At 61.2% G+C, this 14,385-nt stretch carries 11 protein-coding genes; 4 read left to right on the forward strand and 7 right to left on the reverse strand.

Features of this window, described 5'->3' with window-relative positions; all coding sequences use genetic code 11:
* The first annotated feature begins 616 nt into the window (after window positions 1–616).
* Window positions 617–1,216: a DNA/RNA non-specific endonuclease gene (locus AC0L16_RS09670; protein ID WP_473620427.1), complete on the forward strand. Its 600-nt coding sequence runs from the start codon at window positions 617–619 to the stop codon at window positions 1,214–1,216.
* Entirely contained in the window at window positions 1,213–1,500 is a 288-nt protein-coding gene (locus AC0L16_RS09675; RefSeq protein ID WP_473620428.1) for a hypothetical protein, read from the forward strand. Before AC0L16_RS09670 ends, AC0L16_RS09675 begins: the two co-directional genes overlap by 4 nt.
* Window positions 1,501–1,908: 408 nt before the next feature.
* Here AC0L16_RS09675 and AC0L16_RS09680 read toward each other — a convergent pair whose 3' ends face one another.
* The 5 genes from AC0L16_RS09680 to AC0L16_RS09700 are packed head-to-tail and all read right to left on the reverse strand — an operon-like array spanning window position 1,909 to window position 9,134.
* On the reverse strand, window positions 1,909–3,792 hold the full coding sequence (locus AC0L16_RS09680) for a peptidoglycan-binding protein (RefSeq protein ID WP_473620430.1): 1,884 nt from the start codon (window positions 3,790–3,792) through the stop codon (window positions 1,909–1,911).
* Window positions 3,783–5,111 carry a hypothetical protein gene (locus AC0L16_RS09685; RefSeq protein ID WP_473620432.1) on the reverse strand — a complete coding sequence of 443 codons (1,329 nt, stop codon included), beginning with the start codon at window positions 5,109–5,111 and terminating at the stop codon, window positions 3,783–3,785. The genes AC0L16_RS09680 and AC0L16_RS09685 overlap by 10 nt, the downstream gene beginning before the upstream one ends.
* Window positions 5,105–6,265, reverse strand: a complete 1,161-nt coding sequence (locus AC0L16_RS09690; RefSeq protein WP_473620433.1) for a trypsin-like peptidase domain-containing protein — start codon at window positions 6,263–6,265, stop codon at window positions 5,105–5,107. The genes AC0L16_RS09685 and AC0L16_RS09690 overlap by 7 nt, the downstream gene beginning before the upstream one ends.
* An 11-nt stretch (window positions 6,266–6,276) precedes the next feature.
* Entirely contained in the window at window positions 6,277–7,215 is a 939-nt protein-coding gene (locus AC0L16_RS09695; protein ID WP_473620434.1) for a S1 family peptidase, read from the reverse strand.
* On the reverse strand, window positions 7,212–9,134 hold the full coding sequence (locus AC0L16_RS09700) for a trypsin-like serine protease (protein WP_473620436.1): 1,923 nt from the start codon (window positions 9,132–9,134) through the stop codon (window positions 7,212–7,214). Before AC0L16_RS09700 ends, AC0L16_RS09695 begins: the two co-directional genes overlap by 4 nt.
* Window positions 9,135–9,500: 366 nt before the next feature.
* Here AC0L16_RS09700 and AC0L16_RS09705 point away from each other — a divergent pair, with 366 nt between their 5' ends.
* Window positions 9,501–9,755, forward strand: a complete 255-nt coding sequence (locus tag AC0L16_RS09705) for a hypothetical protein (RefSeq protein ID WP_473620438.1) — start codon at window positions 9,501–9,503, stop codon at window positions 9,753–9,755.
* Window positions 9,756–9,989: 234 nt separating this feature from the next.
* Here the strand turns inward: AC0L16_RS09705 and AC0L16_RS09710 are convergent, their stop codons facing one another.
* The gene (locus AC0L16_RS09710) at window positions 9,990–10,307 is read right to left on the reverse strand and encodes a hypothetical protein (RefSeq protein ID WP_473620439.1); all 318 of its coding nucleotides are present in this window, start codon (window positions 10,305–10,307) and stop codon (window positions 9,990–9,992) included.
* A gap of 630 nt (window positions 10,308–10,937) precedes the next feature.
* Here AC0L16_RS09710 and AC0L16_RS09715 point away from each other — a divergent pair.
* Window positions 10,938–11,330 (forward strand): hypothetical protein, encoded by a 393-nt coding sequence (locus tag AC0L16_RS09715; protein WP_473620440.1) that lies wholly within the window; start codon window positions 10,938–10,940, stop codon window positions 11,328–11,330.
* 390 nt (window positions 11,331–11,720) lie between these two features.
* On the opposite strand, the gene AC0L16_RS09720 is transcribed toward AC0L16_RS09715, so the two are convergent.
* On the reverse strand, window positions 11,721–14,342 hold the full coding sequence (locus tag AC0L16_RS09720; RefSeq protein WP_473620442.1) for a trypsin-like peptidase domain-containing protein: 2,622 nt from the start codon (window positions 14,340–14,342) through the stop codon (window positions 11,721–11,723).
* Window positions 14,343–14,385: the final 43 nt, after the last annotated feature.

A 14,385-nucleotide genomic window follows, 5' to 3' on the forward strand; every position in this document is an offset into this window, starting at 1 on the left:
AAGGATATCAATGAGGGTGTCCGCGTCAGCGCAATCGTGCGCGCGTTGCGTGCACGAATCCCCCAGATGCCAGTGGCTCCTGCGCAAGCGGTCGGGGAAGTTCTTGCTATCTGGGATGCCGCACCGCGGCGGGGCCCGGTTTCGCCAAAGGCAAACGCCGCCACTGCCGAAGGGACCCCCGCGACTGGCTAACCGAGGCTGAACCCCGATGGATCACTCACTTGGAGCTTCCCGGTCGAGATCAGCGTTCGCGCGCCGTTGCTCAGCCCACCCGTACCTCCCGCTGTCGTAGTGCCGATCGCACCACCGCTGCGAGACAACGGCGCCGAGCGGGCGCCGAGGGAGAGGGCCGATTTCAGAGATCGCGGTGGATATGAGCCGGGTTTCATTCCCGGATTTCAGGTGCCTCTGCCGAGTTTCGAAGCGGTCTCCTACATGCGGGCTACGAACCTGCATGCCCGCGCTGGCGAAGATCCCCACGAACTCAGATACCATCACTTTTCGATCATCTTGAACGCCGACCGCCGGCTTGCGGCCGTCACCGCCTGCAACATCGACGGGGATCGGGTCGTGGGCCTTCAATCGCGAAGACAAGACCACCAACCCCAATCCGTCATTGACGGACCTCGGAATCGAGGCACTCGGCGCGGAGCGCAGTGACGATTTTTCGCCTGATCCTCGCGTGTTGCCGGGCGAGCAGATGGCAGTGGAATTCTATGAGAACCAGGAGGTGCCAGGTTTTGCCAAGCCAGTTTTTCCGGGAACCGACGCAACGCCGGAGGAGCGGCGCGCCTATGCCCGAGCCATGAACGAGCGCACGGCGCGCATGTTCCAGAAGGGACATATCATCATGCGCGGCGATCCGGCCTGGGGATTGGAGACTGAGGCGCTCGTGGCCGAAGCTGACACCTTTTACTATACCAACGCGGCGCCGCAGCTAGGCTTGTTCAACCAGGGCAGCCCGGAGAACAGGCCGGGCGCGAAAGGGAAGCTGCGCTGGCGGGCCGTCGAGACTTACATTCTGCGCAACGCCTTCACCATGCGCCAGCGGAATTCAGTGTTTGCGGGGCCAGTGTTCGATGATGACTATGACGTCGCCTATCGCGAAGGCGCCCTCATCCCGATGCGGTTTTGGAAGATCGCTGTCTGGGCAGAAGACGCAAAGCTCCGTGCCATCGCGCTGCTCGCCGACCAGAAGCCGGTGCTCGAAAAATGACCCAGGGCGTGCCGGAGCGCTTCGACGACGATAAAGAACTGGCGCGCGTCTCACAGTTCATGACAACGGTGACGGAGAGCGAACGTCTCACCAAGCTGGATATCGGGGGCCTTCGCAATGTCGATGTTCGCGCAGGAGCGGAGGGGCTGACTTCGGTCGCCGACGCCAACCCTAAGATTCTCAAGCGAACACGTTCAGCGGTCCGTCGGCGAGGGCCGGCTAAGGCCGGCACAGCCGAAGCCAAAGAAGCGCGACCAATAGGCTCTAAAAGACACACCCTCTAACAGGAGTCTCGCTAGACGCCGGATCTATCTGGCCGCCATCAAAGAACCCGGCGATCTGGTCTCCGACGTCGCCATCGACCCTGAATTTCTCGACATTCTTGGACTTGCTCCGGCGCAAGGACATTGAGGGCACCATATGTCAACCACTCATCGTGTGAGCCAAGGCTGAAGTTCACACCCGCTTTCAGGCCGTAATAGCGGAAAAAATCAAGACGTTTATGGTTCCATCGGTCCCGCAGCCGAGCGCCTCGATCTCCGGGCCGCACGGTTGGTCGCGTAGTTGACGACGACGTCGGCCCCGGCCGCGCCAAGAGCAGAGTGCAGGCCCGCCCGATGCCGCGCGATGCGAAAGTGTACTATTTCGAAAAGTAAGCCTCCCCTGAGCCGCTGCGCCTCGGCCACGCCCGGCTAATCCAGCAATGGCGCGTCCGCATTCTTGCCGCCGGTGTCGAAATGCGTCGCGGTTCGGCCGGACCGGTAGATGGCGCCCCGGAACAGGCCGGCGTCGCGCAGCTGCTTCAGTGCCGCGGTCAGCCTGTCGTTGCTCTTTTCCGGGGTGTGGGTATCTTCCAGCCTCAGATCCAGCGCCTGGAAGCGGGTGTGGACCGAGGCGGGACTGCCGCGGTTGCAGAGCGCATAGGACGCATTGCGATACGCGGACACGATCTCGACCTTCAGGCCCAGTTGATGCTCGAGCTCGCCGAGCACACGCGCCAGCGGCACGGAATTTTCCCAGAGGCCGCGGGGCGGCAACGAGTTGCGCCCGAAGCAGGAGCTGCTTGGATTTTCATGCGGAACGCCGAGCGTCAGCAGCCGCTCCGCGTCCACCCCTGGAACCTTTTGCGCCAGGAAGGCGCTGTAGTCCTTGGCGATCTCATCGTAGTTCTTGTCCCGCCTGATGTCGCCCACCGCCGCGTTGAGCGCATCGAGCGTTTGCTGGTCGATGGCGCCGGTGGGCTTGAGGCGTCTGTCTAGCTGGAACTTCTGCAGCGCAGCCAGGGTCTTCAGCCCGAGCATGCCGTCGATGGCCCCGATGTTGTAGCCGAGCGTGGCGAGCACGCGCTGCAGCCGGGCGATGTCGTCGGGACCCATCCTTACGCTAGTGAATACCTTGACACCCGGGTCGCTGTCGTCCGGGGCATCTTCGAGAAGCGTGGCCAGTTGCCGGAACACGAACAGCTTTGTGCCATCGGCGCTAAGAAAGACGAAGTTTTCGGAGCTGGCGCGATCGCCGGACTCGATCACCGCGATGTCGCGGACCGGAACGGGCAGCTTGCCGGTCCCGAGCCTTTCGAGCCCCGCGTGTAGGCGGCCGTAGAACAGCAGCTGATCGCTGTCGGCCGACCCCACGACGATGAATGACAGGTCGCGGCTGGCTGCCAGGAGCAGCCGGCGACCCGGCTCGGGATCGAAACCGTCGAGCGACGCCTGGATCGGCCTGTCGAGCCTGGGCAGGTTGGTTTCCCGGGCAATCGAGACGATCGTCAGAAGGCCCTGGCCTTCCTCCCCGGCACCGGTATTGGCGATGACGACGTCGCCGGTTCCGCCGTACTGCGCTTTGGGCGCGAAGGTGGCGAAATGATTGGCATCCCGGAATGCCAGGCCGTCGATATGGATCGTGTCTTCGGGATAGCCGCCCTCGACAAACAGCAGCGACGCCACCTCGTCGCGTGTGTCGAGCGCGAGCAGAAAGTCCTTGCTGTTCACGCCGAACAGGCTGTGGATCGAACCGCCCTTTGACATCATCAGATTAGTGCTGCCGGTTTCGTCCATCGTGCGGTATTCCGCATCGCCGCGGTTCCATGCAACCACATGGATCGACGGGTTTTGCACGAAGCCGGCAATCGCCGGTCGCTCGGCGGCTGGGCCGAGATCGGTCGCGACCGAACGTTGTAGCGCGATCCCGCCTTCCGTGACCTCCAACGTCTCGATCATGGTCGTTCCGCCGGGCGCTGCCGTCAGGACGGCTATCGGCAGCACGCTGCCCCGCTCGCCGACAGGCGCGACGGAAAGCACGGGTGCCGGCAGCGTTACCGTCGCGCGCGCCTCGCCGCTGCCGCCGGTGTCGATCAGCCTGAGCTCCGTGCCTTCGGGATCGACCGCCAGGATTGTTCTGGCGACGCCCGGGAAAATCCGGTCGGCCGGGGCGGCAAGATAGAGGGTCCGGAACGGGTCGGGAGCCCCATCCTGGGCGCGCGCGCCCGCAATGCCCGCAAGAAGCAGGGCCGCAGCGACGGTCGCCGCCGGCAAGCGGATGAGGAGCGGTCGTCGCGACGGCCGTTTCATCGCCATGGAATCTCTCGGAGCGCGGCCTTCCTGCCCTTGAGCACGTCGCCATTCGTCAGCGTGGCCGTGATGTAGAGACGTATCAGGCGGATAAAGCCGTTTTCACCCTGCGTCTTCAGCTGCGTCGCCAAAAGATTGCCCTCGCTGATGATCCCTTTGGAAATGGCGAAATCCCGTTCCCCGGATCCGTCGCCATGCGGGATCTCGTCCGTCTTGCCGCGCTGCAGGTGCGACTCCAGCCTGCCTTCCTTCTCGACACCCCAGAATTCATATTCGACCATGATCGACTTGATGTTCGGCTTGTCGGAAACGCTCTCATAGCGCAGCACTATCTGACCGGCTTCCAAATAGCGACCGGCACTGTCCTGCGGCACGATGACCGACCAGATCGCATGCTGCGCCACCTCCGAGTGGATTTTCTTGACGGTTTCCGCCAGCGAGCATTTCAGGCTTTCGTCGGCCGGCTGGCCCGCATCCGCGGCCGGCGCGAGCAGTGCTGCCGCACCCGGCGAGATCGGCTGTGTCGGCGTGGCCAGGATGCGGTCGTTGTCGATCAGGCCGGACACGACGGCGACCACGGAGCCATCCGCATCCAGGATCGGCGAGCCCTCATGCCCGGCGTTCCATGTCACCGCGTCGGTGTCCTGCGCCTTGAACACGTAGAGCCCACCGAAACTGGCGGGCTCGTATCCCCATGCCGTGAGCTCGACGGCGACCGGTTCGTCGACCGCGGCCGGAACGAGCGGATCGCCGGCCGCCAGGACCGCGGCATAATGCTCCCCGTCCTTGATGGCGCACATGCTGAGCCGGAAGTAGGTCGTCAGACCGAGCCTGGGGACAAGGATGCCCGCGGCATCGACCGTGTAGGGCGGCACCGGCAGCACGATCGGACTGTTCAGCGCCGGCAAGGTTTCCTCGTCGCTCGCCCTGTTCAGCTTGATCGTACGATCCGGCAGCGGCGCCGCCAGCCTGACGGGCAGTGACTGGTCTTCCTTGAGCTTCCATTCGGTCTGGTCGCCGACGATGTGCTGCGCCGTCACCAGCAGGGTTGGACCGATCGCGAAGGCCTTGCCGCTGCGCTTTTCTGTCGTTCCGCCGGCGAGCGTGCCTTCCGCCACGACATGGAAGAAGGCGGCCTTAGTGCGCGCCGTGAACCAGTCCTTCTTGCTCCAGATGCGGTCGTCCTGCGCGGCTGCCGGTTGAACGAGCGCGAGTAGAACCAGCGGCGCCAGTGCCACGCGCAGCATCCTTGAGGCGCGGCCGATCATGGACGCAAGGACCGGCTCGCGCGAAGCACAAGCAGCCCCGCCGGGCAATTTCACCATTGAATCTCTCTCATGACAACCTTCCTGCCCTTGAGCACCTGGCCGCTAACCAACTTGGCCGAAATGTACAGGCGTATCGAATGAATATACCCTCCTTCATTGCTGGCCTTCAGCTGCTGCTCCAGCAGCTTTCCCTCGGCAATGATATGGGGAATAAGGAAATTCCGTTCCTCCGATCCGTCTCCGTGCGGAATCTGGTCCGTCTTGCCGCTCAATAACCTCGACTGCGGCCTGCCGTACTTCTCGACACCCCAAAACTCATACTCCACTTCGATCGATTGTATATTAGGCCTGTCCGAAATACTCTCATATCGAAGTGCTATCGGGTCCAAATATTCACCTTTGTCTTGCGGTACCATGACCGACCAGATCGCAAACGCGGTCAGTTCCGACGCGCCGGGCGAGGCTGTCCGTGTCGGCGTCGCCAGGATGCGGTTGCCGCTGATCAGGCCGGACACGACGGCGACCACGGAGCCATCCGCATCCAGGATCGGCGAGCCCTCATGCCCGGCGTTCCATGTCACCGCGTCGGTGTCCTGCGCCTTGAACACGTAGAGCCCACCGAAACTGGCGGGCTCGTATCCCAATGCCGTGAGCTCGACGGCGACCGGTTCGTCGACCGCGGCTGGAGCGAGCGGATCGCCGGCCGCCATGACCGCGGCATAGCGGCTCCCCTTCTCGATTTCGCTCACGCCGAGGCTGAAGTACGTCGTCAGATCGAGCTCCGGGACGAGGATGCCCGCCGCATTCATCGTAGAGGCCGACAGCACGATTGGATTGCTCAGCGCAGGCGACACTTCCGCGCCGCTCGCCCTGTTCAGTCTTATCTCACGCTTCAGGAGCGGCGCTGCCAGCCTGACGGCCGGTTCCTGCTGCTCATTTTTCTCCCATTCGGTCTGGTCGCCGACAACGTGCTGCGCTGTCACCAGCAGATTTGGACCGACTGCAAACGCCTTGCCACTGCGCTTTTCTGTCGTTCCGCCGGCGAGCGTGCCTTCCGCCACGACATGGAAGAAGGCGGCCTTAGTGCGTGCCTGGAGCCACTCATCCTTGCTCCAGATGCGGGAATCCTGCGCCGCTGCCAGTTCAACGAACGCGAGCAGCACGAGCAGCACCTGCGCCCGGCGCAGCATCTTGCAAGCGCCGCCGATCATTGCTGCAGATATCACTCGTACCACAGGCATCGTGCCGACGCTCCGATCTCGCTGGCGTTTTGCTCGTCGCCGTCGATGATGTATTCGCCGTCCTTCAGCGTCACGCCGACCTTGTCCTGGGCGTGATTGAAGAAGCCCCAGACGCTCTCCAGGAAGCAGAAGCCGTCCTCGGACTTGACGCCGAGCTTCTTTTCCGCGTCTCCCGTCCTCCAGACACGCTGTGCGTCGGTCAGCTCCACCTCGCGGTCGCGATGGTAGCAGTCCACCGTCGTCGGCGTGAGCCCAGGGACCGCGGCGCTGACACCCTCTGCGGACAGGATGCCGTAATAGCTGATCCCGCCCTCCGGCAGATATTGGGCGCCGACCACCAGGCCGACGATCCCCGCAAGGTTGTTGGAAAAGACCGGTCCGCCGCTCATGCCGTTGATGGTCTGGCTATCGGATTCGATGACGCCATTGCCATCGGTGACGGTTGTCGCCAGCACGCCTTCGCGGAACGAGGGCACGCCCGTCTGGCTCCTGCCGGGGAAGCCTGCCGCGAAGACCTTGCGGCGCACCATCCAGTCTTCCAGCTTGCAGAATGGCGTGAACGCGTGGGGACCGGGGTCGGAAAGGCGCAGCAGTGCCACGTCGATGCCGGGATTTTTCGGCGGCTGTATGATCAGGTTGAGCGTCGGCGCATTGGCAACCCCGATTGACCCCCTGCAGACCAAGCCGTCGGGAATGGGGTCCTCCAGTTTTCCCACGCCAAGCACATGCCTGGCGGTCAGCACGAAGCCCTTCTCGTCCACCACGACGCCAGTGCCTTGCGAGGGCAGTGCGGAGCCGATCCTGCATTCGATGAAGACCATCGACTTTTCAGCGGCCGGGCTCGAGCCGGCCGGTTGCGGGGCGGCGCTCAGCAGCGCCGCCGCCAGCAGGGCATGGAGTGGCCGCTCGATCATGGTCATTGGCGTGTTATCCAGTCGTTGATCACCGACAGCCTGGCTGGCGTGATGCGGGTGAAGGCGTTGTGCTTGTTCCACGGCGAGTCGTCGGCCTCGACGACGCCGTTGGTGTGCACGCCGATGACGACGTTGAGGGCTCCGGTGACGAACACCGGCGCGCCGCTGGTGCCGCCATAGGTGTCGTTGTCGTAAAAACCCTTGAGGCTCTGCAGCAGGCGCAGCTGGTCGTCGCTGACCCATTGCACGCCGGTCGGCGAGCGGTCGCCGGCATAACCCTGCACCGTCGACTTGACGTCCTTGTCGGCGTCGGCGAGCACGCGCACGCCCAGCCAGCCGGTGGTATTGCCGATCTCGCAATCGAGCTTGATGGCGCCGAGATCGTAGTTGCGGCTTTCCGTCTGGCTGAGCGCCGTCGTCCATCCGGCCAGCACATAGGCTTGGCGCGCCAGGCAGCTGCCGAACGGACCGGCGCCCTCGTTGCGGCCGGGTATGATCTTGAAGTTGCGGAACGGCTTGCCGGAAATCGTGCCGCTGTGGAGGCAGTGCGCCGCGGTCAGCACGGTGTCTTTCGAGACCATGGCGCCGCTGCAGATGTATTTCGATCCCGCGCGGGACTCGAAGGCGATCTGCACGATCGCCCTTTCCGGAAAGGTCGTGGTGCTCTGGATGCGCCGCCGGTCGTCATTGCCGATCACCGCATGCGGCTGGAAAAAGGTCGGGTCTGCGACGGCGCCCATCTCGTATTGGGCATAGATCGCGCGTGTGTCGGCCAGCGCCGTTTCTTCCGCCTGCGACAGGTTGCCGTTGGTGAGCGGGGTTCCGGTGCCGTCCGACTTCTCCAGCGGCGCCGGCACGTTCTCCTCGCCTGTCTCGGCGCCGACGGCAAAGGCCACCGTCTGCTCCGGATCAAGACCCGGAGCCTCCTCCCCTTGCCCCTCGCCGGGGTCGGCCGCGTGTCGCCACTCGCGGGGGTCGAGCAGCTCGTATCTGGTCGCCTCGTCGAGCACGCCGCTTGGCGGCAGCCCGAGTTCTTCCTGAAAGCTCTTAAGGGCTTCGGCGCGTTGCTGATCGGCATCGCCGCTGGCTTCGAATCCTTCCGAGAGCAGTCCGCTCTCCTGCAGCATCTCGTCGAACAGGGGCGTATCGTCCGCCAGCAATGCCTCTTCCGTTTCTCCCGACATTTCGATGCCCGGCCCGGCTTTCACCCTGAAAACAAGCGTCCAGGCGGAGACGAACCAAGTTTTTGCCTGCGGCAGACCGTGCGCGGCCTTGCCGTTGACGCGGATACGCACGCGGCGGATATCGTTGTCGTCGGCGGCGGCATTGATGTTGTTGGCCGTCCAGAAGGCGATCGCCGCCTTGAGCCCGGTCTTGGCCTGGCGCGCCACTTCGGGATTGGTCACCAGATCGATCTTGATTTCCTTGCTGCGGCTGGTGAAGTTGCGTCGCCCGGTGAGTTGGATATAGCCCGAGCCGCGAAAGTTCCAGCCGTCCTCGGTATGCCTGCCGAGGTTGCCGAGATCCACGGCGCGGCCGCCATAGACCCAATTGGCGATCTCTCTTGGCTTGCCGGCAAGCGCGCGCGCCTTGGCGTCGGAGATCGTGCGGCGCGAGAACACGCGCAGCAGCGTCGGGTAGCGGTAGTTCATATTCTCGTCGAGACGATCGAGGCCGCCAGTCTCGGTCATCACCTGAGCCAGGAAATGCGCCATCCTGAGGCGCGTGTTGATGCCGGCCGCGTCGAGCTCGTCCTCGGCGTCGATGATGGCCTGCACGAGCTCCGGCTTTGCTCTCGGCGAAATTTTCCTGATCTCCTCGAAGGTGATGAGTTCTTGCGACCGGGCCGGTTCCATCGGCAGCATCGAGCACAACGCCACCGTGCAGAGCGCGAGACAGCGGCCAATACGTCTTTGATAGAACAAGCCATTTCTCCGGCAATGATCTTGCGACATTGCACCCCTCCTCGGAAAATGATATTTCTTAAACCGATAATATACATACCTCTTGGCGAGGATTGTAAAGTACTTTTTCAGTAGGGTAGAATACCGGTGTCGCGGCGCGCTATGTGCTGCGGCAGGTGCAAAATAGTGTTGTAGACTATCTTCTTGAAGAGCGGTCTATTTCACGCGAATGCACCATCTGTTCTATTCTTTATTGAGGCGGCCGCTTCGATCTCGGCAAACGCTGACCTCGCTCACCGCATCGACAATTGCGCGTTGCCCGCCGCTACCCGTCGGCGGTCTGGACGGGTATCATCACCCCTCGCGGTCACGAGGTCATGAAGACAAATGGGCATGCAGAGCTTCCGCGCTTCGCTTGGCGAAGCCGAGCCGCCCGAAGCGCTGACGGCGCTGTGGTGGGAGGCTAGGGGCGACTGGCAGCAGGCCCATGCCTACGCGCAGCAGCGCGACGACCAGCCGGGCATGCGTGCACGCCTATCTGCACCGCAAGGAAGGCGACCCGTCCAACGCCGCATACTGGTGTCGCCGCGCCGGCGCCGCCTCCTCGACCCTGACGCTCGACCAAGGAATGGGAAGAGCTGACGCAGGCATTTTTGCGGGAGGGTGAGGCAAGCGCCGGGGAAGAGCTGGAGATTGGCTCAAGCGGCGGCCGCCCCCTTCTGATAGGGTGGCGCCGGCCCCTTCTCTTGCGATTTCTAACGCTTAGCCTCGTTTATGCCGGGGCGAAAGCCGAAGCGGATCGACAATGTCGTCGGCAACGCCCCAGGACATTGCCATCATGGCGACCGGACGGGCGGTCTATGGAGGGTGGTTCGCCTACTTTTTCTCTAACACGCCGCTCACTACTTTGCCGTCTACTTCAACGGTCAGCGTGCCACCGACTTCGGTGGACTCCACCATCGCGCTCCTTTCGACTTGGTCGCAGATCTTCTGAACGAGCTTGTCGGCAGTCGGCGCACCTGGAACGTTCAGGATGGCAAGAATCGATGTGGCGGTGGGTGCGAAGCTGCATACTCTGCGCGTGCCCGCAATGACCTGGTCTGCGGCGCTTCCCCCCTGGTTAGGAGTCGTGCACGCGGCGAGCACGATTAGTGCACTCGACAATGATATGCTAACCACGAAAGTACTTTTCATTGTACCCCAGTCCCCTCTCTGAGAAAGCATCAAATAAACTAAGCTTTTCTGCCCCCATGGTCAACGTCCTATATTCCGCCGGAACTATCCGGGCGGCAGTCGGGTAAACACTTTCCAAAGCTGGCTCCGCTGGTGATCGTGCGGCGCCGCTCGGGAAAGGAAAGGAAGTAAAATACAGCAGCTAGATTCTGGACAACTGCTTCAAGGCTACTGCACATCTGGCGGATGAGCGGCGGGGCTTTGGCGTACCGAACCCTATTTCCAGCAACCTTGAAGTGACAATTGTGGAACGCTTAGCCGGATGAGCAGTGATGATTTGGAGGCGGCCAATTACATCCACGCACAACGGAAGCGGACTCCGGGCCCAGATAGCAGACGCGTAACAGTTTTCGGATCTAGTTGGTCGCCTCCTTGAAGACGCCATAATATGTTTTTGCGCCAGTGCCTCCGCTGACCGATGGAGGATGAACGGATCGGCTACTGGTATTGGAGGCTGCGTGAACTCCTTTTTATAGTTCCGTTGACCGTCATTTTGGTCGGCGCGACCCTCGTGACTTCACCCAGGTTGAGCAAACGATCGTCTATCTAGAATGCGTGGGCAGCGACGGGCAAATTTCTCACGGTACAGGAGTGCTTGTCAGCTCGCAGGGACATGTGCTGACTGCAAAGCACGTCACTCTCGATGAACGGTCGACATGCAGAGGATCGATTGGCGTCTCGGACACGAATGCCATGCGCAAATTGATCGTGCAGCGAATCCAAATTGGCGTAGATGCGGCATTGCTTCGCTTCACGGAGTCCAAAGCATATGACTTTGCGACGTCCTGTACGCTGAGGACTAGATGGTCGGTCGTAGAGTTTTATTGGCGGGCTCCCTACGGGCGGCAGCACGGGCCTTCCTCCCTTCCGGGAGGGCCGTTCTCTCGACCGTATTCCCTGGCCCGGACGGTTCAATCGAGACCGATGGACAGAGCGCCAGCGGCATGGGCGGAGCGCCGGTCACAAGCAATCTCAACGCGCTAATCGGAATCGTCATGGGCGCAAGGTTCGACCAGAGGGGGACGATCGAGGCTTACGAAATTCTGCCGTATACGCAGACCTTCGGCCTCGTGCAGAGAGCGTTGCCTTGTTATCATCGAACCCGTGACGTCGATCTAAGCGGCCAGGGTTTCGACATGGAAGAAGGGAGATGGACCCGTCAAACTTGGTGTTCACGCGAACGATGGCATCTGCTTCATCGCTGGGGTTTGGGGAGAATTTAACAATGCACTTGATTCGGTAAATGTCGAACTGGAGGGAGACGAGTACGTTTTGACGGGCAACAGTCAGTCGGGCGGCCAAATCGGCTTCCGCACGATGCATGTGGTACGACTAGGTCACGACGCAGGTAATCGACTTTGTCGCCAGCGTAGCTCAGTTCCCGCGACCAATCTCGTTGGCGATTGCACCAGCTGAGATTGCAATCGCCGAAGCCGGACTGCCGGCTGAACTACGGTTCATTTCGATTACCAGGCCGACTATCGCTCCGGTTTCGGTGACGACGGGAGCGCCCGCCAAGCCGGTGGTCGAATCCATTTCGAGTTCGAGATATCCATTGTTGTCTGACGTCAAATTTGCAACATAGCCCTTGCGGACGGACGGCGAGCTGAAGAAACCGCTTGAGAATCCGTAGGCAAGAACGTTCTCTTGCAAGGCGGCGGCCTTGGCATCCCCCAGCGCGATTGATTCAAAATCCGCGTCGCCGGATTTTTCGAATTGAAGCAATGCCAGCCCGCGCTGATCTGCTTGCTTTAACCTCTCAAGCCGCAAACGTTCCGCATCGGACTTACCGATCGCCCCTGTACAGGCGCCATTTTCCGGGACGACGCTCGATGCCGTTGCCACCAATCCGTCTGAGCCGACAATCAGACCGGTTCCTTGTGAGACTGTCCCGTTGCTTTCGTCGCTGCACTCGATTTGTACCAATGAATTCATCGGGACACGAGGACGATCTGAATTAAGCCAGCTCTGAATTACCCGCAGATTTGAGATCGTAAGCCTTATTGCTGCCCGGGGTTCGATAGTATCCCCATCTCCCCAGTGAAGCCCGTACGCATGAATCGCGAAAATCCGAGGGTCGCGGTCGGAGTATAGAGGAGAGCCGGAGGAACCGGCGAACGAGCGAACATCATGCCTGACGAGGAGGTCCTCGACGGCTAGCAAGCTTCCTTTGCTCAGCCATTGGGAGCCTGTCGGCACTCTATCCATTGGATATCCTAGCATCTCTACACCCGGCTCCGCAGCGCCTTCGGGCAGTACTCGCATGCCAAACCAACCAGTCACCCTGCCAATATTGCAATTGAGGCGGACTGCGCCAAGATTATACCCATTTTGCGCGCCACTGGTGCCCGCCGGATTGTCTAACCACTCTTGCAGAGCAAACAACTTGCTTTGGTTGCAGCTGCCAAATGGTGCGAGGTGCTCATTCTGGCCCGGTATCGCGGTAACCTGAGTCACCCACTTGCCATTACTAAATAAGCAGTGCCCTGCAGTCAGAACGGTGTCTTCCGATATAAGTGCGCCGCTACAGACGTATTTCTTTCCATTCAAGTCCATGCTCAAAAGAACAACGGCACTCGCCGGGAATTTTGTTGTATCAGAAATTTTTTCGCGAGTGTCGGGACCCTCTTTTTCCAAGGCAGGAGAACTTTTTTTCTGATTCTCGCTCGCCTCACGTTGCTCGGCTTGCACTTTCGCCGACAAGACCTCCGGCTTTGACTTCCCCGATCCCTCTTTCGGATCGGTTGGCGCATCTGTGATCGTCGATTTTTCGAGATGATGGGCAGCGCTTATCGCCTGGGCCGCCAGGACGCCGAACTTCGTCGGCGTGGCGTTGCTGAATTCTGTGGCGACGATGATGCCCACCAACTCACCGCTTTCCAGCAGCACCGGACCACCGCTCATACCCCATGCGGTGATCTCGCTGCTGCGTACGATGCCTTGGCCATTTGGCGTAGCGGTCGTGATCCGCCCCGGGCGTGAGCTCATTTCGCCGGTTGCGCCGTCTTCCTCTTCAAACCCGCGTGCGTAGACATCATAAGTTTCATCAATCTGATTTGTGTCGATGTACTTGACCGGCGTGAAGGTCTCGCCGCGCTCCGGCACGAAGCTCAATATAATCGCGTCATATTTCGCTATCCTGTCTCTTATGATGAGATATCTGGTCGGCATCGTCGCCGCCGTCCCTTGGATGCCACGACAGCGGGTGTTCTTGTAGTTCCCTGCGACGCTCGGAACGACGTGAGCTGCTGTCAATATATCGCCGGCATTCGAAATTATGACGCCCGTACCCCGCGTAAATAATTTTTTCTGGTCTCCGGCCCCTGCCGCACCAGCGTCGGTTTGGTCGTGAACCGGGAGTTCCTCACATTCGATGTAGACGATCGATTTTGCCAATTCGTCGCGCGTACTGACTTGAGCGCTGGCAGCCGACGTCAGCCAAAACGACAGCACGGTTCCGATAATCAGGGGGCACGAGACAGTGGTGAGCTTATCCATCCAGGGCAACCGCGGCCCGGCAATATTTTCGACCGGCACTTCGCGACAAATGACTGCCGAATTTCGAGACTGATGGAAAATCGTCATGTTCGAGGATTTTCGTCGCTGGCGTGCCACTCTCGAATGAGCCGAAGATCCGAGAGCGTGCCAGCTTCGATTGGCATCGTCAAGCGGCTGTCCTGGCCCATGAGATATTATACGGTGGGGTTTCGTTGGCTCGGCAGGTTTGCAGATACTGATTTGGAGTTTTGCCGTCGAGAGCACCGTGCGGTCTGAAGCGATTTGTGGAGGTGCTGGAAGGCGTCGTTCGAAGCGCCGACCACAAAGGCGCAGGAAGTCCAGTACCGGCGTTTCCATCGCCTCTACCGCGGCGGCCCGCGTTTCTACAGACGCGGCCTCGGCGGCCCACGCTTCTACAGACGCGGCTTTCGAGGACACGGGCCGGGGATCTGGCTGCCGGGCGCCTTCGTAGCCGGTGCGATCGTCGGCGGTGCCCATTGCTGGTCCAGGATATCGCGTCTACTCGCCTTACCAGCGATAC

This window comes from Mesorhizobium sp. WSM4848, assembly GCF_055811375.1.